The sequence below is a fragment of the Bradyrhizobium canariense genome (assembly GCF_018130465.1).
Taxonomy (GTDB): Bacteria; Pseudomonadota; Alphaproteobacteria; order Rhizobiales; family Xanthobacteraceae; genus Bradyrhizobium; species Bradyrhizobium canariense_C.
The window spans coordinates 215,539-236,772 of the sequence record NZ_JAFCKJ010000007.1; the positions used below are offsets into that span (position 1 = coordinate 215,539).

Consider the following 21,234-nt stretch of genomic DNA (forward strand, 5'->3'; position numbering starts at 1 on the left):
CTCGCAATGGCACATCAACACGACACGAATCCAGCGGGCGCCGGGTTGCCACCCATCGACCTGCGCAGCGATACGGTCACCAAGCCGACCGAGGCGATGTATGCCCGCATGGCCTCTGCGCCGCTCGGCGATGACGGGCTGGACGGTGACCCCACGGTGCAGGAGCTGGAGGCCGTCGCAGCCGCGGCGTTGGGCAAGGACGCCGGCCTGTTTGTGCCGAGCTGCACCATGGCCAATCTGCTGGCGACGCTGGCGCAGTCGCAGCGCAGCGAACAGATCGTGTTGGAATCGAATGCCCATATGTACACCTCGGAACGAGGGGCGGCGACGTTTACGGGGCAGTTCTACCTCGCAATTGCCGGCACCGCCGGCGCAATGGACCTGAATTTGCTGGAGGACGCCCTGCAGGGCGAAGGGCTCAAGCTCGGGACCGCTCTTGTCGCAATGGAAACCTCGCACAACAACGCGAGCGGCGCCGTATTGCCGCTGGATCATATGCAGGCCGTGCACGCCATGGCCTCGGCCCGCGGTGTCCCGGTGCATCTCGACGGCGCGCGGCTGTTCAACGCCGCCGTCGCCCTTGAAACGACGCCGGCCGAGGTTGCGAGACATTGCGACACGGTTTCTCTGTGTCTGTCGAAGGGCCTGAGCGCACCCGCCGGTGCCGTGCTCGCCGGGCCGCGCGCGGTGATCGACAGCAGCCGCAGGTTTCGCCGCATGCTGGGAGGCACGCAGCGCCAGATCGGCGTCCTGGCCGCAGCCGGCCTTGAGGCCGTTGAGGTCATGGGTGCGCGTCTGGGCGAGGATCACCGGCGTGCGCGAGCCCTGAGTGATGCGTTGAACGGGATGCATCCAAGGCTCAGCGCGACAATCCCGCAGACGAATATCGTGCAGGTCGATGTCTCTCTCTCCGGGCGCGACAGCGCCGCGTGGTCCGGGGCTCTCGAAAGGGCGGGCCTGAGGGCGAGGCCCTGGGGCAAGCATCGCTTGCGTTGTGTGACCCATCGCCATATCGGCGATGCGGACATTGATCGCGCAATTATGGCATTTCGCACCGTGGCCGGAGTCTTGGCTTAGAGAGGGCTTAGCTCAGCACTCACGATCAGCCGATCGTTAGAAGGCGCCCGATCCGTGAAACCGGGCAGTTACCAATCGGATGGTTTCAGCCGTCCCGCAGGGCGGGCGGTAACCAGTCGAAAATACCTCTCGCGTCAACTCAAGGCTGTGAAAATGCGGGACATGTTTTCATGGCGACCAACACTTTTGGCCGACGCGGCGTCGTAGCGCCTTCTCCGAGAGGATCGTTTCAACCCGCACCGCTTCAACCGGTCGCCGCACCGATAGCTCCCCGGCCCCTGCCCAGTGAGGGGACGCTTTTGGGGGACAACAAGCTTCTGGCCGATATTCCTTTCCTCACCATCGGCCTGATTTTCTCTCTGCTTCTGATCTACGCCCTGCAACGCAGTCTCGCCATGGACATTGGGCCGGACGGCTCACTCGATGTCCGCTCGCTGATCGCCCAGGGCGCGTCCGGCTACGATCTTGTTGTCGGAAGGAACGAGTGGTGGCGGATCGGCCTTGCGCCGCTTTTGCATGGCAGCAATGGACACCTCATAGGCAACTGCGTTGCCCTGTTCATCGTCGGCGTCAGGCTGGAGAGCCTGATCGGTCGTGGCTGGTTTTCGCTGATCTTCGTCGCCAGTGCCGTGGCCGGGGAGGTCGGCTCGCTCCTGGGCAATGGCCCCGGCTCCGTGAGCGTTGGTGCGTCCGGCGCCATTACCGGGCTCATCGCGGCGCTGTTCGTCGCGAGCTTCGAGCCAGAGGCGGACGCAGAGCAAACAATGTCGAGACTGAAGACGTCGCTCTTCTTCGGCGTTCCTGCACTGCTGCCGCTTGCCTTTGGCGCTTCCGGCAATGTCAACTATTACGCGCATGCAGGCGGTGCGCTGGCCGGCGGCGCGCTTGCCATCATGCCGTGGCTCGCCTTCTGGTCCTATGACAGCCTGCCGCGGAGCGCCGGCATGGTGTTGCTCGCAGGCTTCGTCGGATCTCTGATCTGCGCAGGCTTCGCCGCCGCCCATTATTCGTCCTACATGGCCGATGCCGTGCAGTATATCCGCGCATCGGAAGTGCCGCCGAACGCTGGCGAGATGACGAGCCGGTCTTTAGACCTCGTCACCCGCTATCCGAAAGACCCGCGGGCTCATCTGTTCCGTGCGGTCTTCTTCCTGGAAAAAGCGAACCTCAGTGCCGCCGAAACAGAAGCGCGAACCGCCATGTCGCTCGCCGCTTCGGATGTGGCGGGTGGACAGGTGCGGATCGGGGCGCAGGGCTTGATGGCGGTGTTGCTGTGGGCGCAGGGACGAAACAGCGAGGCGAAGGCCATGGCGGACGAGCCGTGCCGTGCCAAGCTGCCTGAGGTGCGGCGCATATTGCAGAAGTCGAAGTTGTGCGGTCGACCGGAGTGACGAGCGGAGAGAGCTAGCTCAACACCCCCACCACCGCTCCCATCAAGCACGTCGTCAGCGTTCCCGATACGATCGACTTCAGCCCGAGTGCGTTGATCTCCACGCGCCGTTCCGGCGCCATCACGCCGAGACCGCCGATCATGATGCCGAGGCTGGCGAAATTGGCGAAGCCGCACATCGCATAGAGCATGATCAGGCGCGATCGCGGATCGAGCGTGCCGGGCGGCAGCTTCGAGAAGTCGACATAGGCGATCAATTCGTTCAGCACGGTTTTCGTGCCCATCAGGCTGCCGGCGGTGATCGCCTGGTCCCACGGCAATCCCATCAGCCAGCACACCGGCGCCATCACGAGGCCGAGCAGGCGCTGCAACGAGATCGCGGCGCCGCCGATATCAGGCAGCAGGCCGAGGATCGCATTGACGAGATAGACCAGCGCCACCAGCACCAAGAGCATTGCGACGATGTTGATCAGCAGCTCGATCCCCGCGCCGGTCCCTTTCACGATCGCGTCCATCGTGCCGGAGACCTCCGTCTCGGGGTCCTCCAGTGCGCCGCCGGTGCGCTTGTCGGAGATCTCCGGCACCATGATGAGGCTGACCAGGATCGCGGCCGGCGCGCCCAGCACGGAGGCGATGACGAAATGCGCGGCTGCGTCCGGAATGAGGGGAGCAAGGAGCGTCGCATAGAGCACCAGCACCGTGCCGGCGATGCCGGCCATGCCGCCGGTCATCACCAGGAACAACTCGCTGCGGGTCATCTGCGCGAGATAAGGCCGCACGAACAGCGGCGCCTCGACCATCCCCAGAAAGATGTTGGCCGCGGTCGAGAGCCCGACCGCGCCGCCGACGCCGAGCGTCCGCTCCAGCAGCCAGGCCATGCCGCGCACGACCGGCGGCAGCACGCGCCAATAGAACAGCAGCGTCGTCAGCACGCTCATGACCAGCACGAGCGGCAACGCCTGGAACGCCAGGATGAAATCGGCACCCGGCACCTTCAGATCGAAGGGCAGGGGCCCGCCACCGACATAGCCGAACACGAAGGAGGAGCCGGCGCGCGAGGCCGCCGAGATCGCGCCCACCGCCTCGTTGATGGCACCGAAGGCGCGCGCGACGACCGGCACCTTCAGCAGAACGATCGCGGTGGCGAAGGTGGCGACGAGGCCGATCGCCGCCTGGCGCAGCGAGGCCGCGCGGCGATTCTCGCTCAGGACCAAGGCGATCAACAGCAATGCGAAAACGCCGAGTGCCGATTGCAGCCGCAGCATGATGTCCCCAAACCCCGATGATTATGGCCACCCCTGCGTTGCAAACGCAATGCCGGGAGATTGTCGGAGCGTCCCGCTGTTGACAAGCAGGTCCGCGTCAGCCACGCGGAGCACGTCGACACCAGGAGCCGGATAGTCCGAGCGTGACCCAAGAGGCGATGCCAGAGCAGTCAGTGTCGGCGGATCGGCCGGTCAGTGCCCGCGCGCTCCTCTCCCATCGCGCCTTCCTGTTCTTTCTGCTCTCGCGCAGCCTGTCGCGTTTCTCCAGCCAGATCGCGGCGGTGGCGATCGGCTGGCAGATCTACGATCTCACCGGCTCGGCCTTCGACCTCGGCATGGTCGGCCTCGTGCAATTCCTGCCCACCGCGCTGCTGGTGTTCGTCGCCGGCCATGCCGCCGACCGCTACGAGCGCAAGCGCGTGGTCCAGCTCTGCCAGCTCGTGGAGGCCGCGACCGCCCTCTATCTCGCGATCATCACCTATCTCGGCGGGGTCGGCGAGGTGCAGATCTTTGTCGCGACCTTCGTGCTCGGCATTGCCGGCGCGTTCGAGAGCCCGACCACCGCGGCGCTGCTGCCGCTGATCGCGCCGCAGGGATCACTCCAGCGCGCCACCGCCGTCTCGAGCGGCGCGGCGCAGGTCGCGACCATTACCGGCCCGGCGCTCGGCGGCTTCGCCTACGCAGTCGCACCGCATCTCGCCTACACCGTGATGGTGCTGTTCTGGATCTTTGGGATGATCCTGACCGGCTTCATCCGGCCGCGCCCGCAGGCGATGGCCAAGGATATGGCAGGCGCCGACAATATCTTCGCCGGCGTCCGCTTCATCCGCAGCAATCCGGCGATCCTCGGCACCATCTCGCTCGATCTGTTCGCGGTGCTGTTCGGCGGCGTCACCGCGCTGCTGCCGATCTATGCCCGCGACATCCTCCAGACCGGTCCGGTCGGACTCGGGATCCTGCGCGCCGCGCCCGCGGTCGGCGCGCTGCTGATGACCATGGTGCTGGCCCGTCACGCCATTTCGCGGCATGTGGGCCTGCGCATGTTTCAGGCCGTCATCGTGTTCGGCGTCGCAACGATCGTGTTCGCGCTGTCGTCCTGGATGTGGCTGTCGGTGCTCGCGCTCGCCGTTCTCGGCGCGGCCGATACGATCAGCGTCGTGATCCGCTTCTCGCTGGTGCAGCTCGCGACGCCCGACGAGATGCGCGGCCGGGTCGGTGCAGTGAACTTCCTCTTCATCAACGCCTCCAACCAGCTCGGCCAGTTCGAGAGCGGGGTCGCAGCCGCACTGTTCGGCGCCATGCCGGCGGCCGTGCTGGGCGGCGTCTGCACGGTCGCGGTGGCGCTGTTGTGGATGAAGCTGTTCCCAAGCCTGCGCCGGGTCGAGAGTTTGGAGTAGGGGAAGGTCTCGTGTCCCGGACGCGGTGCAGCGCGCAAGCGGTGCGCCGCTAAGCCGGGACCCAGAGAGCCAAGAACGAGATCGCGGAGGCATGGGCCCCGGCTCAGCAGCGCGTCATTGCATGCCGCGCTGCGTCCGGGGCACGAGAGCGGCGACTAGCCCCGTCCCACGAACGGCATCTTGGTCGCCATGACGGTCATGGTCAGCACGTTGGCATCGAGCGGCAGGCCGGCCATGTAGGCGACGGCGTCGCCGACCGCTTTCGCATCCATGCGCGGCTCCTGCTTCGACGTGCCGTCGGGCTGCAGCACGCCGGGACCGTTGACCATGCGGTCGGTCATGGGGGTGGCGGCGTTACCGATGTCGACCTGGCCGACCGCGATGTCGTACATGCGCCCGTCGAGGTTGGAGGCCTTGGTCAGGCCGGTGATGGCGTGCTTGGTCGAGGTGTAGGCCGCCGAGAACGGCCGCGGCGCATGCGCCGAGATCGAGCCGTTGTTGATGATGCGGCCGCCGCGCGGGGTCTGGTCCTTCATGATGCGGAAGGCATGCTGGGTGCACAGGAACGGGCCGGTGAGATTGGTGTTCACCACCGCCTGCCACTGCTCGAGGCTGAGATCCTCGAAATTCACCGGCGGCGCGCCCATGCCGGCGTTGTTGAAGAGCACGTCGAGCCGGCCATAGGTGTCCTTGACCTTGGCAAACAGCGCGGCGATCGAGTCCGGCTTGGTCATGTCGGCGGTGACGCAGAGGCTTTTTCCCGCGGGGCCGAGCTTGGCCGTCTCCTCGAGCATGTCGAGCCGGCGCCCGACGAGCACCACGGTGAAGCCGGTGTTCATCAGTGCCAGTGACGCCGCGCGCCCGACTCCGGTGCCGGCGCCCGTCACCACTGCGATCTTTTTCGCTTCACTCATCGTTTCCTGCCTTTTCTCTTAAGCTGTCAGGTTTTGGATTCTTTTTCGTTCTTGTAGGGCGGCCGAGGAATGTTCTGATGCGCGGCGCGCAAGGCGGCCGACCAGCGTGAGCGCAAATCGTGGAAATAGGGCTCGCCTGCCTCGATGCGGTGGTTGAGATCGGCCTCGCAGGCGTCGGCGCGCACCACCAGCACGTCGATCGGCAAGCCGACGCCGAGATTGGAGCGCATCGTCGAATCCATCGAGATCAGGCCGGTCTTCAGCGCCTCGTAGAGCTCGACGTCGTAATGCATGGCGCGGTCGAGCACCGGCTTGCCGTATTTGTGCTCGCCGATCTGCAGATAGGGCGTGTCGGTGGTGCATTCGATGAAATTCCCGGCGGTGTAGACCATGAACAGGCGCATGCGCGCGCCGTTGATCTGGCCGCCGAACAGGAAGGACACGTCGAACGACACGTCCTCGGACCTCAGTGCCGGGCCCTCGGTCGCGTGCACGGCCCGGATCGCCCGGCCGATGCGCTGGGCGGCCTGGAACATGGTCGGCGCGTTCATCAGCGTCTCGATCTCACCCGTGTTGGGGTCTTCGAGGCCCTCGGTCAGCGTCGAGAGCACCGACTGGCTAATGGCGAGGTTGCCGGCGCTGGCGATCGCCATGATGCGGTCGCCGGGCTTGGAGAAGATGTGGAGCTTGCGGAAGGTCGAGACGTTGTCGAGGCCGGCATTGGTGCGGGTGTCGGCGATCATCACCAGACCGTCCCGAACCAGAATTCCGCAACAATAGGTCATTTCCAGTCCCCGAACGCGTTTGCGCCGAATTACTAGCCAATTTCAAGGGCCACTCCAACCCCGAATCCCGCGGGGGCGAGGCCCCTCAGTCGGCGGCATCGACGAGAAACGCCGCATCGACGGGGACGCCGAGCGCCGTGACCAGCCGGTTGGTCTCCGCGGCCATGCCGACGATGGCGAGCAACTCGCCGTATTCGGCCTCGGTCATGCCCTTGGCCCGTGCGCCGGCGGTGTGGGAGTGGATGCAATAGCTGCAGCCATGCGCGATCGAGACCGCGACATAGACCATCTCTTTGACCTTGGGATCGAGCGCGCCCGGACCCATCACCTCCTTGATGCTCTCCCAGGTCCGCCGCAGCGTCTTCGGATCATGCGCCAGCGCGCGCCAGAAATTGTTGACGAAATCCGACTTCCGCACTTTTCGGATATCGTCGAAGACGGCGCGGGCCTCGCTGGAGAGTTCATCGTCCGAAAGCAGCTTCACGGTCGCCATTGGGTACCTCGCAGGTCTGGTCTGACCCTGCGAGCATAGCACGCGTGCGGCTTCAGCTCAGCTTTGCCGCTGTGACTGCGATTGCGACTGGCCACCGCGGCCGGCCTGCTCGACCTTCACGGCCACCGCCAGCGTCTCCGCGCCGCCGCCATAGCGGGTGCCGCGCACGGGGGCGGCGCCGAGATAATCGAGCCCGATCGCGACGCGGACGTGGGCGTCGGTGGCGCAGATGCTGTTGGCGGGATCGAAGCCGACCCAGCCGAGACCGTCGACATAGGCCTCCGCCCAGGCATGGCCCGCGTCCTGATGCACCGTGCCGTCGGAGCGCAGGAAGTGGCCGGAGACGAAGCGCGCCGGCACGCCGCCGCTGCGGGCGCAGGCGATGAAGATGTGCGCGTAGTCCTGGCAGACGCCGCGCTTGAGCGCGAACGCTTCCGCCGCCGACGTGCCGCTGTTGGTCGGGTCCTCGTCGAAGGTCATGTGATCGCTGATTTGCGTCATCAGCGTGTGCAGGAAGCCGAGCGTGTCGCTCTCGGCCTCGCTGCGCAGCTGGCGCGCGACCGCATTCATCGCCGGATTGACGGAGGTGAGGTCGGTGGCGCGCAAGAACATGCCGGCCGGAAAGCGCTCATCGGCGCCGCGGAGAACGCCGCCGGTGTCGTGGGTCTCGATCAGGCCCTCGGCGGTGATCTTGATGTCGCCGACGGGTCCGCAGGACAGCACATGGGTGACGTTGCCGAACGCGTCCTCGTGGGTGTCGAGCTTGGTGTCGGTCGACACGTCGATCTGCCACTCCGCCACATATTGCCCGTCATGGCTGCCGGGCGTCATGCGCAGGATCTGGATCACGCTCGTGGCCTGCGGCTCGTAGCGATAGGTCGTGGTGTGCAGGATTCGCAGGCGCATGGTGGACCGTTGCTCTGGCGTCGTCGTTCCGGGCTTGCCCTGCGGGCGTCCCGGAATGACAGCAGTATCAGATCAGATACTGCTTCGTGATGATTTCGCCCAGCCTGGAATTGTCCGCGATGAATTCTTGAATGAATTCATGCACGCCATGCTGGAAAATGTCGTTCATATTGCTGTGTTCCAGCCGGTTGCGTATGCCGCGGGCGTGACGCTGGGCCGGGCCCTGGCGGCCATAGGCGACCCCGATCTGATCGAGATTGCGCACGAGATTGCCGTAGCAGCTTGCGAGCGAACGCGGCAGCGAATCGTTGAGGATGAGCAAATCCGCGATCAGCCAAGGCTTCAGCGTCTCGCGATAGACCCAGTGATAGGCCGTCAGCGCCGAGACCGAGCGCAGGATCGAGGTCCACTGGTAGAAATCGAGCGGGCCGCCGACGTGCTCCTCCTCGGGCAGCAGCACATGGTACTTCACGTCGAGAATGCGCGCGGTGTTGTCGGCGCGTTCGAGATGCAGGCCCATCCGCGAAAACCAGTACGCGTCGTTGCGCAGCATGGTCCGGTAGGCCGAGCCGTCGAAGCGCAGCGAGGTCTCCTGCACGAAGCGCAGGAACTTTGCGAGATCCTCGCGCGTGGAGGTCCCTCGGCTCCAGACCTCCTGCAATTCGATCCAGGCCGAGTTGATGGTGTCCCACATCTCGCTAGTCAGCGCCGTGCGCACCGAGCGCGAATTCAGCCGCGCCGCCTCGATGCAATTCCGGATCGAGGACGGATTATTCGCCGAGAACGAGAGGTAGTCGACGACGTTGTGCTCGTTGGCCTCTTCATATTGCTGATAGAAGCTCGCGGCGACGCCGGCAGTCAAAAGCGCCGAGTCCCATTCGTTGGTCTTGCCGATATAGGCGGCGGGAAGCGCGGTGACGCGCAGCGTCGCATCGATGGTGCGCGCGAGATACTCGGCCCGTTCGACGTAGCGGGCGAGCCAATAGAGGTTTTCGGCGGTACGCGACAGCATCTCTCTACTCGTCCAGGATCCAGGTATCTTTAGTGCCGCCGCCCTGGCTCGAATTCACCACCAGGGAGCCTTCCTTCAGGGCAACGCGTGTCAACCCGCCGGGCACGATCGTGGTGCTCTTGCTGCCGGTGAGCACGAACGGCCGCAGGTCCACGTGACGCGGCGCAAGGCCGGATGCCGTGCAGGTCGGGCAGGTCGAGAGCGCCAGCGTCGGCTGGGCGATAAAACCTTCCGGCTCGCGCTTGAGCTTTTCGCGGAAGGCCTCGATCGTCGCCTTGGTCGCGGCAGGACCGATCAGCATGCCGTAGCCGCCGGAGCCGTGCACTTCCTTCACGACGAGTTCGCTCAAATTATCCAGCACGTAGGCGAGATCCTTCGGCTCGCGGCAGCGCCAGGTTTGCACGTTCTTCAGGATCGGCTCCTCGCCGAGGTAGAATTTCACGATATCCGGCATGTAGGAGTAGATCGCCTTGTCGTCGGCGATGCCGGTGCCGACGGCGTTGGCGAGCGTGATGTTGCCGGCCGCATAGGCCGACATCAGTCCGGGCACGCCGAGCGCGGAGTCGGGGCGGAAGGTGAGGGGATCGAGGTAGTCATCGTCGACGCGGCGATAGATCACGTCGACCCGTTTCACCCCCTCGGTCGTCCGCATGAACACTTCGTTGTTCTTGACGATGAGATCGCGGCCCTCGACCAGCTCGATACCGAGCTTGTCGGCGAGGAAGGAGTGCTCGTAATAGGCCGAGTTGTAGACGCCCGGCGTGAGCAACGCGACGGTCGGCTCGCCGGAGGCGCTTTGCGGCGCTACCGAGCGCAGGGCGGATAGCAGCTCGTCCGGATAGCGTTCGACCGGCGCCACCCTGTGACGGGCGAACAGGTCCGGAAACAGCCGCATCATGATCTCGCGGTTTTCCAGCATGTAGGACACGCCCGAGGGCGTGCGGGCATTGTCCTCCAGCACGATGAAGTCTTCGGCATCGACCCGGACGATGTCGATGCCGGCGATGTGCACGTAGACGTCGTGCGGCACCTGCTGGCCGTTCATCTCGGGACGGAAGACCGGGTTCTGAAAGATGAGGTCGTCGGGCACGATCCCGGCGCGGAGGATGTCGCGGCCGTGATAGATGTCGCGCAGGAACAGGTTGAGCGCGCGCACGCGCTGCTTCAGGCCCTTCTCCAGCAACGCCCATTCCTTGCCGGATATGATCCGCGGGATCACGTCGAAGGGGATCAGGCGCTCCGTGGACTCAGAGTCCCCGTAGACCGCGAAGGTAATGCCGATGCGGCGGAATAGGAGCTCGGCCTCCTGGCGGCGATATTCGAGCGCCTCGGGAGGCGTCTCCTTGAGCCAGCGCGCCAGCTCCTGATAGGCAGGGCGAAGGTCCCCACCGGGAATGTTCATTTCATCAAACGCGACTGCCATAGATCCCGACTTGTCTCCGCAAGGCGCTGCGCCAGTTGGCAGGTCGTCAGGCCTTGGTGGAGACCGCAACGTCCTGGCCATGCGGCAAGAGTGCATGACTTTCATGCGGTAGCAAGGGCCGGGCCAGCGCGATAAGCATGGGGAAAGGACATTTGCCGGGAATGGCCGGCGGCTTGCCTGAAAAAATGGCTGAGGACTGCTTATTTCGGCAGCAAAACCGCGTGACTTCAACGCGTTACCTCGGCAAAGTCGGGCCGATAGGCGAGGGACTTGAGGTATGAGCGAGATCGTCACGGCGGGCATTCTGGTCATTGGGGACGAAATCCTGTCCGGCCGGACCAAGGACAAGAATATCGGCTTCATCGCCGAATACCTGACCAATATCGGCATCGACCTGAAGGAGGTCCGGGTCGTCTCCGACGACGAACCCGACATCATTGCCGCGTTGGATGCACTGCGGCATCGCTACACCTATGTCTTCACCACCGGTGGCATCGGGCCGACCCATGACGACATCACCGCTGATAGCGTCGCCAAGGCGTTCGGCGTCGGCATCGACCACCACCCGGAGGTGGTCGCCCGTTTCCGCGAGCGCTGGAGCGAGCAGGACCTCAACGAGGCCCGCCTGCGCATGGCCCGCATTCCCGACGGTGCCGAGTTGATCCAGAGCGCGACCATCCTCGCCCCCGGCTTCAAGATCGGCAATGTCATCGTGATGGCGGGCGTGCCCTCGATCATGCAGGCGATGATGGACATCGTCTCGCCCAAGCTGAAATCGGGCGTGCGCATGCTCTCCGAATCGGTCCGCGCCAATGCGCGGGAAGGCGACATCGGCAGCCCGCTGCGGGTGATCGCCGCCGAACACCCCGACACCATCATCGGCAGCTATCCCTTCATGGATGAAGAGCAGAAGCCCAACACCAATCTGGTGGTGCGCTCGCGCGATGCGGACAAGCTTGCAGCTGCGATGGCGGCGGTGAAGGAAATGCTGGCGGGATTGAATATCACCCGCTAGCAACCGGCAGACGAAGCAGGAGACGACGATGGCTGGGGAAGCACCGGAACTGAGCGCACAGGAGCGGGCCGGCAAGGCCTTTCCGGTCTCGTGGGACCAGTTCCACCGGGATTGCCGGGCGCTGACCTGGCGGCTCAACGAGGTCGGCCCGTTCCATGCGGTGATCGCGATCACCCGCGGCGGCCTGGTGCCGGCGGCGATCGTGGCTCGCGAACTCGGCGTGCGCGTCATCGATACGGTCTGCATCGCCAGCTACGACCACGACAAGCAGGGTGACTTGCAGGTCCTCAAGGGCATTTCGGATGCGGCGATGAAGCTCGGCGGCGGCACCGGCAAGGGGCTCCTGATCGTCGACGACCTCGTCGACACCGGCAAGACCGGCAAGCTTGTGCGCGCGATGCTCCCCGATGCGCATTTTGCCACCGTCTACGCCAAGCCGAAGGGACGTCCGCTGGTCGACACTTTCATCACCGAAGTCTCGCAGGACACCTGGATATTCTTCCCTTGGGACACCGCACTGTCCTACCACCCCCCGCTCCGCGACGGGGCGGCGTGACTATCGCGACCGCGCGGCGGAGCAACCATGCCCCTGCAAAACCGCGTCACGCCCACCGGCGACATCATTGCCACGCCGCACCGCGGCCTGTTCACCGGCAATCGCGGCATCATCCATGACCCCGCAACGAAGACGCTGCTGAAGAAGCGCTGGTCGTCGCCGGCCTGGATCGTTTGCCTGTGTGAATTCCGCGGCTGGCGGCGGCCCGTGATGGCGCGGCGGAGCTGGACCGAGCTGTTCTTTCTCGACGAGGCCACGGCCTTTGCCGCAGGTCACCGTCCCTGTTTCTTCTGCCGCCGCGACGACGCCAGGCGCTTTCGCAGCGCATGGGAAGTGGGGAATGGCGCCAGCGACGTCAGCGCGAAGGCGATGGACGCGGTGCTGCATCGCGAGCGTCTCGACCGCGGCAAGAAGCGGCTGCATGCAATGCCGGTGCCCGTCGCAGAATTGCCCGATGGCGCGATGGTGCAGCAGGGCGAAGAGAGTTTCCTGGTGATGCGAGGCCGGGCGCTGCTGTGGTCGCTAGCCGGCTACGCTCACGTTAAGCGCGAGCCGGAAAGTCCGATGTTGCTGACGCCGCCATCCACATTGCGCGCGCTCGGCGCCGGATACCAGCCGCTGACCCATCCGACGGCGTTCGGTTAGCGCAGCGGCCGCCCTTGCTCGTCGACCGTCGTCCGGGCGTCGCGCAACGCCCATTCGCGGATCACCTGCCGGCACCGGGTCAGTTCGGCTTCGCTCGCGGCACTCGCATCCTTCGAAGCGCGCTCCACCATCGCCTTGCAATTCAACAGCACGGAGCGATCCTCCGCGCGCGCAGGCAAGGTGATCGCCGCAAGAGCCGCGGCGACGAGTGCCGGGCGGATCACCGCGATCACGCAAGCTTCTCGCGTGCCAGCGCGGCACCGGCGCCGAGCGCCATCAACTTGGCCTCGGCGATCTCGCGCCGCATCGGCGCCATGCCGCAATTGGTGGTGGCGATGATGTTGCTCTTCGGCACGAACTTCGATACCGCGTCGATCACCTTCACGACGTCCTCGGCGGTCTCTACCGTGTCGCTGGCGACGTCGATCACGCCGGCCTGCACGATCTTGGTCTTGAGCAGCGCAAGCAGATCGAGCGGCACCTTCGAATTACGGCACTCGATCGCGACCTGCTGGATCGGGCTTGCGTCGATCGCGGGAAAGATCTGCTCGTACTGCCGCCATTGCGTGCCGAGCGTTTCCTTCCAGTCGGTGTTGGCCTTGATGCCGTAGCCGTAGCAGATGTGCACGGCGGTGGCGCAGGTCAGGCCCTGCGCGGCGCGCTCCAGCGCCTTGATGCCCCAGTCGTTGACCTCGTCCATGTAGACGTTGAAGGCGGGTTCGTCGAACTGCACGAGATCGACGCCGTCGGCCTGCAGCGCTTTGGCTTCCTCGTTCAGAAGTTCGGCGAACGCAAAGGCCATCTTGACGCGGTCGCCATAGTAACGATCGGCAATGGTGTCGATGATGGTCATCGGGCCGGGCAGGGTGAATTTCAGCTTCTTCTTCGTGTGTGCGCGGGCGACGCGCGCCTCGTCGGCGTGGACGCGGCTCTTCAGCCGGAGCGGGGCGACGACCTGCGGCACCATCGCCTTGTAGCGATCCTTGCGGATGCCCATCTCGACCTTGTGGGCGAAGTCAATGCCCTCGATCTTCTCCAGGAAACCGTGGACGAAATGCTGCCGAGCCTGCTCGCCCTCGGTGACGATGTCGATGCCGGCGTCCTCCTGGACTTTGACGGCAAGCATCGTCGCATCGCGCTTGGCGCGGACGAGCTCGTCGCCTTGCGACTTCCAGGGCGCCCAGAGCATGTTGGGCTCGGCGAGCCATTCCGGCTTCGGCAAGGAGCCGGCGATCGTGGTTGGAAACAGCATGGCGGCCCTCCCGGCCGGTTGTGATTGCGCCCCTTCCTGCCATGTCTTAACGTCGAGGTACAGAACAACAAAAGTCGCCATGAAACCCGCGGCGCCGGACCGGAAACGCCATGATCGAATTCTTCTTCGACTGTTCCAGCCCCTGGACCTATCTCGCCTTCCACAACATTCAGCCGCTGGCCAAGGAGGTTGGCGTGGAGATCATCTGGCGGCCGATCTTGGTGGGCGGCATCTTCAATACGGTCAACCCAAGTGTCTATGCGCAGCGTGAGACACCGGTGCCGCTGAAGGCGCGCTACATGAAAAAGGACCTTGCCGACTGGTCGCGCTCGGCCGGACTCGCGATCAAGATGCCGCCGACGGTGTTTCCGGTGAACAGCGTGAAAGCGATGCGCGGCTGCATCTGGCTCGGGCAAGAATCGGTGCCTTTCGCCACGGCGGTGTTCGAGACCTATTGGGGCGAGGACAAGGACATCTCGCAGGACGCAGTGCTCGCCGAGATCTGCAGCAAGGTCGGCGTCGACGAGCAGAAATTCTTCGCGGGCATTTCCGGGCAGGAGATCAAGGATCAACTCAAGTCCAATACGGAAGAGGTCGTCGCCCGCGGCGGCTTTGGCTCGCCGACGATCTTCGTCGGCAAGACCGACATGTATTTCGGCAATGACCGCCTGCCGTTGATCCGCGAGGCGCTGCTGCGCGGCAAGGCGAGCGCGGCCTGATGGTGCGGGCTGTTGTTTGCCGCACGCTCGGCGCGCCCGAAGCGTTGCAGCTTGAGGAGTTTCCGTCGCGCAACCTGAAGCCGGGCGAAGTGCGCGTCGCGATCCGTGCCGCCGGCTTGAATTTTCCCGACGTACTGATGGCGGCCGGCGAATACCAGCTCAAGCCGGAGCTGCCGTTCACGCCGGGCATGGAGGCGGCCGGCGACGTGACCGAGGTCGGCGCAGAGGCGGCCGGTGTCGCCGTCGGCGACAAGGTCATCGTCAAGATGCGGCACGGGGCCTTCACCGATGAAGTCGTGGTGATGCCGTCGCAGCTCACGCCGATGCCATCGACGTTCGACTATGCGGAAGCCGCGACCTATCTCGCCGGGCACGGCACCGCCTATCACGCGCTGATCGACCGCGGCCGGGTCGAGCCGGGTGAGGTGCTGCTGGTGCATGGCGCCGGCGGGGGCGTGGGCCTTGCTGCCGTCGAGATCGGCAAGATGCTGGGCGCGACCGTGATCGCAACTGCGTCCAGTGACGAAAAGCTCGCGATCGCCAAGGCGCGTGGCGCCGATCACCTCGTGCGCTACGACCGCGAGCCGTTTCGTGATGCCGTCAAGCGTATCACCGACGGTCGCGGCGCGGACGTGGTGTTCGATCCCGTCGGCGGCGAGGTGTTCGAGAATTCGATGCGCTGTATCGCCTGGGGTGCGCGGCTGCTGGTGATCGGTTTCACCGGCGGCATCGGCTCGGCCAAGACCAACCTGCTGCTGATCAAGGGCGCCAGTGTGCTCGGTGTGCGTGCCGGCGAAGCCGTGCGGAAAAATCCCGCGCTTGGCGAAGTGCGCCTGAAGGCGCTGCTCACATGGGCGGAGGAGGGCAAGCTCCGCCCCAACGTCTCGCACCGCCTGCCGCTGGAGGACTATGCGAAGGCGATGCGGCTGTTGCTCGACCGCAAGGCGATCGGGCGAGTGGCGCTGGTGATGGACTAAGTGCCTACAAGGTCACTTGTACTCCCGCTCCGTCCACCACGGGAAATAGTCTGGCATATCGCTCGACACCTTGTTCTTGAACTGCGCAGGGCGTTTTTCCAGGAACGACACCACGCCTTCCTTCACGTCGTCCGAGCGGCCGCGCGCGTAGATGCCACGGCTGTCGACCTTGTGGGCCTCCATCGGATCGTCGGCGCCCATCATGCGCCACATCATCTGGCGGATCAGCGCCACCGACACCGGCGCGGTCTTCGCCGCAAACTCCTTGGCGAGCGCACGGGCGGTCGGCAGCAGGTCATCAGGGGCTACGACCTTGCTGACGAGGCGACCGGCGAGGGCTTCCTGCGCCGGGAAGACGCGGCCCGAATAGCACCATTCCAGCGCCTGCGAGATGCCGACGATGCGCGGCAGGAACCAGCTTGAGGCGGCCTCCGGCACGATGCCGCGCTGGGAGAACACGAAGCCGAAGCGCGCGGCGTCGGACGCGATGCGGATGTCCATCGCGAGCTGCATGGTGACGCCGATGCCGACCGCGGGACCGTTTACTGCGGCAATCACCGGCTTCAGGCATTTGAAGATGCGCAGCGTCACCTGGCCGCCGCCGTCGCGCACTTGGGAATCACTGTAGTCGACCTTGCCGTCGGCGAAGCGCTTCACCGGCCCGCGCCGGGCGTCGCGATCGAACGTATCCGCACCGGACGAAAGGTCTGCGCCCGCGCAAAAACCGCGGCCGGCGCCTGTGACGATGATGGCGCGGACGTTGTCGTCCTTGTCGGCTGCGTCGAACGCGTCGATCAGCTCTCCTTGCATCTGCGCGTTGAAGGCGTTGAGCTTGTCGGGGCGGTTCAGCGTGATGGTGAGGATCTGCTCGGCGACCTCGTATTTGATCGTCTCATACGCCATGGTGGTTTCCTTCCCTGTCCTGAATTCTGTCTCGAAGAGACGTCATGCATGGTCGCCGGCGTCCGTCTTGCGCGGACTGGGCATGTGGCGACCAGTAAGAGAACGTGGATGGACGGGCTGAACAACAAGCCCGGCCATGACGGAGTGCGTTAGCGCGCCGGCGGGCCGGGCCAGGGCTTCTGCGGCCCGCGCAGGCTCTCAAAAGCCTTGGCCATGCCGAGCACGCCGATATCGTCGAAGCGGCGGCCGACGATCTGCACGCCGATGGGAAAACCCTTGGCGTCGAAGCCGCCGTTGATAGAGATCGCCGGATTCTCCGACATATTCCACGGCACGGTATAGGCGATGTGCTCGAACGGCTTCATGGGATCGTTGGTCGGCGAGGCCCACTCCGCCGGATAGTTCACGTTCGGCGCGGTCGGCGAGATCACATAGTCGAGCTCGCAGAACAGCTTTGATGCCGCCGCCCGGATTGCCATGGTCTGGTTGAAGCCGCGGATGACCTCGACGCCAGACAGCTTTGCGCCGGACTCGCCCCATTTGAAGATGTAGGGCAGCACTTTTGCCTGCTCGGCCGACGTCAGCCTGGACAGGTCATCCCACATCCGCGCGCGCCAGAAATTGTCGAGACCATCGAGCATCTCGCGCGTGAGGATGCCGTCGACTTCGGTGACGACGGCCCCTGCGGATTCGAACGCTTTCGCCGCCTTCACCGCGACCTCGCGCACCGGTTTCTCCAGCGCCAGGCCAACGCCGGGATCGAGCATCAATCCGATGCGGAGTTTGCGCGGGGATTTCTCCATCCCCTTCCAGTTGAGGGGCTCGGCGGGCAGGCTCGTGCCGTCGCGCCGGTCGGGTTTTGCGATCACGCTCATCATCAGCGCGCAATCGTCGACGGTGCGGGTCATGGGACCGGCGACGCGGCCGACATAGGTGGGATCGATCGGCACGCGGCCAAAGCTCGGCTTCAATCCGACGAGGCCGCACCAGCCCGCAGGCAGGCGGACTGAGCCGCCGATATCGGTCCCGAGATGCAGCGGACCATAGCCAGCTGCCGCAGCGGCGCCCGCGCCGGCGCTGGACCCGCCGGGATTCTTGGAGAGGTCCCAGGGATTGCGCGCGAGCGCATGAAAGCTGGAGAGCCCCGAGGACAGCATGCCGTAATCGGGCATGGTGGTTTTTGCGAAGATGATCGCACCGGCTTCGCGCAGGCGCGCGGCGGGCGGCGCGTCCTTCTCGGCCGGCGTGAGCTTGACGCTCGCAGCCCCCAGCGGCACCGGCACGCCTTTGGTCGCGATGTTGTCCTTCACCGTCACGGGCACGCCGTCGAGCGCTCCGGAAGGCTCGCCCCCGGACCAGCGCGCGGTCGAGGCCTTCGCGGCCTCGCGCGCGCCGTCGGGATCGAACGCATAGAGCGCCTTGAGGTGCGGCTCCCACGCTGCGACGTGCGTGAGCACGTCGTCCAGCACCTCGCTCGGCGAGAACTGCCTGGCGCGATAGCCCGCAATCAGATCGACCGCGGAGAGATCGTGCAGCGAGGTGACATCCTCTTCGACGCTCTTTTTATGCATTGCTACCTGCCGGCATACGGGTCTCGATGATCCGGGCGAACATGCTGGCGCCGATCGGCAGGATCTTGTCGTCGAGCACGAAGCCGGGATTGTGCACGGGCACCGAGCCGTCGTGGCCGACCCAGAAATAGGCGCCGGGAATGGTTTGCAGCATGTCGGCAAAGTCCTCGCTGCCCATCTTCGGCTGGGCACGGGTAATCACCTTGGAAGGATCGACGACGGTGCGCGCGACGTCCTCGACCACCTTGGACTGCTCGACCTGGTTGACCAGCACATCGAAGGTATCGCGGATGTCGACGTCGATCACGCATTGATAGGCGCTCGCAATGCCGGCGCAGATCGTGCGGATGCGCTCGCTGATCAGGGTGCGGACTTCCTTCGAGAAGGTGCGGATGGTGCCGCAGAGATGCGCGTCGCCGGGAATGACGTTGTAGGCGGAGCCGGCATGGATCTGCGTGATCGAGATGACGGCTGCCTGGAGCGGCTCGACATTGCGGCTGACGATGGTCTGGATCGCCTGCGCCAGCGTGGTCGCGATGATCACGGCGTCCTTGGAGCGCTCCGGCATCGCGCCATGCGCGCCGTAGCCGGTGATGCGGAGGTCGAAGAAGTCGGCGCTGGCCATCGCGGGGCCGGGCAGGATCGCGATCTCGCCGTGGTTGAGGTCGGGCGCGTTGTGCAGGCCGTAGAGCTCGTCGCAGGGAAACTTCTCGAACAGCCCGTCCTTGATCATCGCACGGGCGCCGCCGAGGCCTTCCTCGGCCGGCTGGAAGATCAGGTGCACGGTGCCGTCGAAATTCCTGGTCTCGGCGAGGTAGCGCGCGGTGCCGAGCAGCATGGTGGTGTGGCCATCATGGCCGCAGCCATGGAAGCGGCCGGGGATTTTCGAACTCCATTTCAGATTGGTGTTCTCTTCCATCGGCAGCGCGTCCATGTCGGCACGCAGGCCGATGCGCTTGCCGCCCGAACCCTTGCCCTTGATGACGCCGATCACGCCGGTGCCGCCGAGACCGCGATGCACCTCGATGCCCCAGCTCTTCAGCTTGTCCGCGACGATGCCGGAGGTGCGCACTTCCTCGAAGCCGATCTCCGGATGGGCGTGAAGGTCGCGCCTGATAGCTGTGAGTTCGTCGGCATAGCCGTCGATGCGGTCGATCGTGGGCATGTGTCCTGTCCAGTTAGCGTGAGGAGGGAGTGAAAACCGGGCCGTTCGGCTTGATGCGGATGCCCGGTCGCAGGCGCGTCCATGGCAGCGTAGCCGTGTCCGCGGGCATCGCGCCGGGGGCGGCGCAGATCATCAGCTTTTCCGCGATCGGCTCGAAATCGGCGCGGAAGTGCACGGAGCTCTTGTTGACCAAAATCTTCTCTTCGGTCGGCTCAATGCCGACATAGCGGTACATTGCCTGGTCGGCGAGCTGCGCCTTGTGCGAGCTCACGACGACGCGGACGTCGCCGATGCGAAGGCAGGCGGACGGGCCCATCTCCATCTCGCGGCCTCCATAGTAGGGACCTGGCGCGATGAAGCGGCCGTCGGATAGTTTTTCGACGACGAAGGTCTCACGATAGGGCTCGTCGCCGGGAATGCCGGACTTGCCGCCGAGCGACAGCGTCACGGTGGCGCCGACGCCGGCTGCATGCGCGGCCTTGGCCGATTCCGGATCGTAGATCGCGCCGGTCGCGGCGCTGGCCTTGTTGCGTACCAGCGCTCGTAGCATTCCGGTGGTGTCGGAATCGCCGCCGGCACCGGGATTGTCCTGGGTGTCGGCGATGATGATCGGCTTGCTCGCGCCCTTCGAGAGCTCCATCGCGTGGCGCACGCCGTCATCGGGTGACCAGATCTTGCCGTCGAAATCGTCCTCGTGGCTCTCGATCAGTTTCACGATCGCATCCGCCGCACGGTCGGCATCGGCTTGCGTGTTGCCATAGGCGAATACGCTCGGTCCGCAATCGCGGAAATCGGCGGCGGGGAAGCCGGGCGCGAAGGACAGCGTCGGAACCGCATCGCTCTCCAGCGCGGCAAGCTTTTCGTAGATGCCCTTGGTCGGCTGGTCGTTGGTGCACTGCCAGCTGATCGGGATCAGGAACGGCAATTGCCGGAAGGCCTTTGCAAAACGCTGCCTGGTCTTCAAGAGCAATGCGAGGTGTCGCGCGGAGGCGCGGCCGGTCTCGGCCATGTCGACATGGGGATAGGTGCGGTAGGCGATCAGCGCGTCCGCATGTTCCATCATGTCGGGGGTGACGTTGGCGTGGAGGTCGAGGCTGGTGATCAGCGGAATGTCCTTGCCGATGACGCGGCGCACGCGCGCCAGAATCTCGCCTTCGCCATCGTCGAAATGTTCCGTGACCATCGCGCCGTGCAGGTCGAGATAGACGGCGTCGATCGTGCCGGCGGCTGCGATGCCGTCGACCATCGCCTTGACGATGCGCTCGAAGGCGTCCCTGGTGACATGCGCTGACGGGCTCGCGCCGCAGGCAATCGTCGGAACGAGTTCCCAGCCGTAGGCCTCGGCACTGTCGACGAAGCCGGCGAGGCCGACATTGATGCGGCGCATCACCTTCAGTACGTCGGGACCTTGCGTCATCGCCGGCCAACCGCCCCCGTGCTGGAAGTCGGCGAAAGTCGCCTTCGTCGGAGCGAAGGTATTGGTCTCGTGCAGGAAGCCGCCGACGGCGATACGTGTCATCAACTCAAGTCCAGCAATTGAAAGTGCGCGACGTTAGCGATCGACGTTAGCCTTGGCCTTGTGACCAGAGCAAGCTCGCGAACCCATCGCGCCACGCATGGCGTCAGGCCGTTTTGGGAATGCTGTGGGTGCGGTGGATGTTGTGTGTCACTCCGTCAATCACACTCTGGGTGTCGTCCCGGCGAAGGCCGGGACCCATAACCACAGGGAATAGTTTGGCGGAGACTGGAAGTTCGGGACCAGCACCAAG

Annotated in this window: 21 protein-coding genes; 8 read left to right on the top strand and 13 right to left on the bottom strand. The window is 65.1% G+C overall.

The annotated features are described in order from the left end of the window. The first annotated feature begins 6 nt into the window (after positions 1–6). On the top strand, positions 7–1,077 hold the full coding sequence (locus JQ591_RS20250; RefSeq protein WP_211397764.1) for a threonine aldolase family protein: 1,071 nt from the start codon (positions 7–9) through the stop codon (positions 1,075–1,077). Positions 1,078–1,376: 299 nt separating this feature from the next. Beyond that, complete coding sequence (locus JQ591_RS20255) at positions 1,377–2,468, top strand: rhomboid family intramembrane serine protease (protein WP_249137325.1); 1,092 nt, start codon at positions 1,377–1,379, stop codon at positions 2,466–2,468. 13 nt (positions 2,469–2,481) lie between these two features. On the opposite strand, the gene JQ591_RS20260 is transcribed toward JQ591_RS20255, so the two are convergent. Then, the gene (locus JQ591_RS20260; RefSeq protein ID WP_211397765.1) at positions 2,482–3,732 is read right to left on the bottom strand and encodes a NupC/NupG family nucleoside CNT transporter; all 1,251 of its coding nucleotides are present in this window, start codon (positions 3,730–3,732) and stop codon (positions 2,482–2,484) included. A 158-nt stretch (positions 3,733–3,890) separates the two neighbouring features. Here JQ591_RS20260 and JQ591_RS20265 point away from each other — a divergent pair, with 158 nt between their 5' ends. Further along, positions 3,891–5,129 carry an MFS transporter gene (locus tag JQ591_RS20265; RefSeq protein WP_211397766.1) on the top strand — a complete coding sequence of 413 codons (1,239 nt, stop codon included), beginning with the start codon at positions 3,891–3,893 and terminating at the stop codon, positions 5,127–5,129. Between the two features lie 155 nt (positions 5,130–5,284). On the opposite strand, the gene JQ591_RS20270 is transcribed toward JQ591_RS20265, so the two are convergent. From JQ591_RS20270 to JQ591_RS20295, 6 genes are all read right to left on the bottom strand, one after another. After that, positions 5,285–6,043, bottom strand: a complete 759-nt coding sequence (locus JQ591_RS20270; RefSeq protein ID WP_211397767.1) for an SDR family oxidoreductase — start codon at positions 6,041–6,043, stop codon at positions 5,285–5,287. A gap of 26 nt (positions 6,044–6,069) precedes the next feature. Beyond that, entirely contained in the window at positions 6,070–6,828 is a 759-nt protein-coding gene (locus JQ591_RS20275; RefSeq protein ID WP_211397768.1) for a proteasome-type protease, read from the bottom strand. Positions 6,829–6,913: 85 nt separating this feature from the next. Next, positions 6,914–7,321 (bottom strand): carboxymuconolactone decarboxylase family protein, encoded by a 408-nt coding sequence (locus JQ591_RS20280; protein ID WP_211385149.1) that lies wholly within the window; start codon positions 7,319–7,321, stop codon positions 6,914–6,916. Between the two features lie 57 nt (positions 7,322–7,378). Beyond that, positions 7,379–8,227 carry a transglutaminase family protein gene (locus tag JQ591_RS20285; RefSeq protein WP_211397769.1) on the bottom strand — a complete coding sequence of 283 codons (849 nt, stop codon included), beginning with the start codon at positions 8,225–8,227 and terminating at the stop codon, positions 7,379–7,381. A 67-nt stretch (positions 8,228–8,294) separates the two neighbouring features. Continuing rightward, the gene (locus tag JQ591_RS20290; protein ID WP_211397770.1) at positions 8,295–9,239 is read right to left on the bottom strand and encodes an alpha-E domain-containing protein; all 945 of its coding nucleotides are present in this window, start codon (positions 9,237–9,239) and stop codon (positions 8,295–8,297) included. Positions 9,240–9,243: 4 nt separating this feature from the next. Beyond that, positions 9,244–10,662: a circularly permuted type 2 ATP-grasp protein gene (locus JQ591_RS20295; RefSeq protein WP_211397771.1), complete on the bottom strand. Its 1,419-nt coding sequence runs from the start codon at positions 10,660–10,662 to the stop codon at positions 9,244–9,246. A gap of 277 nt (positions 10,663–10,939) precedes the next feature. Here JQ591_RS20295 and JQ591_RS20300 point away from each other — a divergent pair, with 277 nt between their 5' ends. Genes JQ591_RS20300 through JQ591_RS20310 form a run of 3 tightly spaced genes read left to right on the top strand, consistent with a single transcriptional unit; the run spans position 10,940 to position 12,878 of the window. Next, positions 10,940–11,677: a competence/damage-inducible protein A gene (locus tag JQ591_RS20300; RefSeq protein WP_211397772.1), complete on the top strand. Its 738-nt coding sequence runs from the start codon at positions 10,940–10,942 to the stop codon at positions 11,675–11,677. A gap of 28 nt (positions 11,678–11,705) precedes the next feature. Next, entirely contained in the window at positions 11,706–12,233 is a 528-nt protein-coding gene (gene gpt, locus JQ591_RS20305) for a xanthine phosphoribosyltransferase (protein ID WP_211397773.1), read from the top strand. A gap of 27 nt (positions 12,234–12,260) precedes the next feature. Beyond that, entirely contained in the window at positions 12,261–12,878 is a 618-nt protein-coding gene (locus JQ591_RS20310; protein ID WP_211397774.1) for a hypothetical protein, read from the top strand. Here JQ591_RS20310 and JQ591_RS20315 read toward each other — a convergent pair. Both JQ591_RS20315 and JQ591_RS20320 read right to left on the bottom strand, forming a co-directional pair. Then, positions 12,875–13,111, bottom strand: coding sequence for a hypothetical protein (locus JQ591_RS20315; protein WP_211397775.1), 237 nt, complete (start codon positions 13,109–13,111; stop codon positions 12,875–12,877). The genes JQ591_RS20310 and JQ591_RS20315 overlap by 4 nt on opposite strands. Continuing rightward, complete coding sequence (locus JQ591_RS20320; RefSeq protein WP_211397776.1) at positions 13,108–14,130, bottom strand: methionine synthase; 1,023 nt, start codon at positions 14,128–14,130, stop codon at positions 13,108–13,110. The genes JQ591_RS20315 and JQ591_RS20320 overlap by 4 nt, the downstream gene beginning before the upstream one ends. A 110-nt stretch (positions 14,131–14,240) precedes the next feature. Between JQ591_RS20320 and JQ591_RS20325 the strand changes: the two genes are divergently transcribed. Together JQ591_RS20325 and JQ591_RS20330 are read left to right on the top strand one after the other, a co-directional pair. Then, positions 14,241–14,849 carry a 2-hydroxychromene-2-carboxylate isomerase gene (locus tag JQ591_RS20325; RefSeq protein ID WP_211397777.1) on the top strand — a complete coding sequence of 203 codons (609 nt, stop codon included), beginning with the start codon at positions 14,241–14,243 and terminating at the stop codon, positions 14,847–14,849. Beyond that, positions 14,849–15,826, top strand: a complete 978-nt coding sequence (locus JQ591_RS20330; RefSeq protein ID WP_211397778.1) for an NADPH:quinone oxidoreductase family protein — start codon at positions 14,849–14,851, stop codon at positions 15,824–15,826. Before JQ591_RS20325 ends, JQ591_RS20330 begins: the two co-directional genes overlap by 1 nt. A gap of 12 nt (positions 15,827–15,838) precedes the next feature. On the opposite strand, the gene JQ591_RS20335 is transcribed toward JQ591_RS20330, so the two are convergent. The 4 genes from JQ591_RS20335 to JQ591_RS20350 form a co-directional block, all read right to left on the bottom strand. Further along, the gene (locus tag JQ591_RS20335) at positions 15,839–16,729 is read right to left on the bottom strand and encodes a crotonase/enoyl-CoA hydratase family protein (RefSeq protein WP_211397779.1); all 891 of its coding nucleotides are present in this window, start codon (positions 16,727–16,729) and stop codon (positions 15,839–15,841) included. Between the two features lie 149 nt (positions 16,730–16,878). Further along, positions 16,879–18,300, bottom strand: a complete 1,422-nt coding sequence (locus tag JQ591_RS20340) for an amidase (protein ID WP_211397780.1) — start codon at positions 18,298–18,300, stop codon at positions 16,879–16,881. Next, positions 18,293–19,465 carry a M20 aminoacylase family protein gene (locus JQ591_RS20345; RefSeq protein WP_211397781.1) on the bottom strand — a complete coding sequence of 391 codons (1,173 nt, stop codon included), beginning with the start codon at positions 19,463–19,465 and terminating at the stop codon, positions 18,293–18,295. The genes JQ591_RS20340 and JQ591_RS20345 overlap by 8 nt, the downstream gene beginning before the upstream one ends. Before the next feature lie 13 nt (positions 19,466–19,478). Then, positions 19,479–20,984: a M81 family metallopeptidase gene (locus tag JQ591_RS20350; RefSeq protein ID WP_211397782.1), complete on the bottom strand. Its 1,506-nt coding sequence runs from the start codon at positions 20,982–20,984 to the stop codon at positions 19,479–19,481. Between the last annotated feature and the right edge of the window lie 250 nt (positions 20,985–21,234).

Excerpts from the sequence above, each read along its gene's own strand:
- JQ591_RS20325 (WP_211397777.1), top strand. The coding sequence starts at position 14,241 with ATGATCGAATTCTTCTTCGACTGTTCCAGCCCCTGGACCTATCTCGCC.
- gpt (WP_211397773.1), top strand. The coding sequence starts at position 11,706 with ATGGCTGGGGAAGCACCGGAACTGAGCGCACAGGAGCGGGCCGGCAAG.
- JQ591_RS20330 (WP_211397778.1), top strand. The coding sequence starts at position 14,849 with ATGGTGCGGGCTGTTGTTTGCCGCACGCTCGGCGCGCCCGAAGCGTTG.
- JQ591_RS20265 (WP_211397766.1), top strand. The coding sequence starts at position 3,891 with ATGCCAGAGCAGTCAGTGTCGGCGGATCGGCCGGTCAGTGCCCGCGCG.
- JQ591_RS20260 (WP_211397765.1), bottom strand. The coding sequence starts at position 3,732 with ATGCTGCGGCTGCAATCGGCACTCGGCGTTTTCGCATTGCTGTTGATC.
- JQ591_RS20250 (WP_211397764.1), top strand. The coding sequence starts at position 7 with ATGGCACATCAACACGACACGAATCCAGCGGGCGCCGGGTTGCCACCC.
- JQ591_RS20310 (WP_211397774.1), top strand. The coding sequence starts at position 12,261 with ATGCCCCTGCAAAACCGCGTCACGCCCACCGGCGACATCATTGCCACG.
- JQ591_RS20350 (WP_211397782.1), bottom strand. The coding sequence starts at position 20,984 with ATGACACGTATCGCCGTCGGCGGCTTCCTGCACGAGACCAATACCTTC.
- JQ591_RS20275 (WP_211397768.1), bottom strand. The coding sequence starts at position 6,828 with ATGACCTATTGTTGCGGAATTCTGGTTCGGGACGGTCTGGTGATGATC.
- JQ591_RS20335 (WP_211397779.1), bottom strand. The coding sequence starts at position 16,729 with ATGGCGTATGAGACGATCAAATACGAGGTCGCCGAGCAGATCCTCACC.
- JQ591_RS20270 (WP_211397767.1), bottom strand. The coding sequence starts at position 6,043 with ATGAGTGAAGCGAAAAAGATCGCAGTGGTGACGGGCGCCGGCACCGGA.
- JQ591_RS20340 (WP_211397780.1), bottom strand. The coding sequence starts at position 18,300 with ATGCATAAAAAGAGCGTCGAAGAGGATGTCACCTCGCTGCACGATCTC.
- JQ591_RS20285 (WP_211397769.1), bottom strand. The coding sequence starts at position 8,227 with ATGCGCCTGCGAATCCTGCACACCACGACCTATCGCTACGAGCCGCAG.
- JQ591_RS20345 (WP_211397781.1), bottom strand. The coding sequence starts at position 19,465 with ATGCCCACGATCGACCGCATCGACGGCTATGCCGACGAACTCACAGCT.
- JQ591_RS20320 (WP_211397776.1), bottom strand. The coding sequence starts at position 14,130 with ATGCTGTTTCCAACCACGATCGCCGGCTCCTTGCCGAAGCCGGAATGG.
- JQ591_RS20280 (WP_211385149.1), bottom strand. The coding sequence starts at position 7,321 with ATGGCGACCGTGAAGCTGCTTTCGGACGATGAACTCTCCAGCGAGGCC.
- JQ591_RS20295 (WP_211397771.1), bottom strand. The coding sequence starts at position 10,662 with ATGGCAGTCGCGTTTGATGAAATGAACATTCCCGGTGGGGACCTTCGC.
- JQ591_RS20290 (WP_211397770.1), bottom strand. The coding sequence starts at position 9,239 with ATGCTGTCGCGTACCGCCGAAAACCTCTATTGGCTCGCCCGCTACGTC.
- JQ591_RS20300 (WP_211397772.1), top strand. The coding sequence starts at position 10,940 with ATGAGCGAGATCGTCACGGCGGGCATTCTGGTCATTGGGGACGAAATC.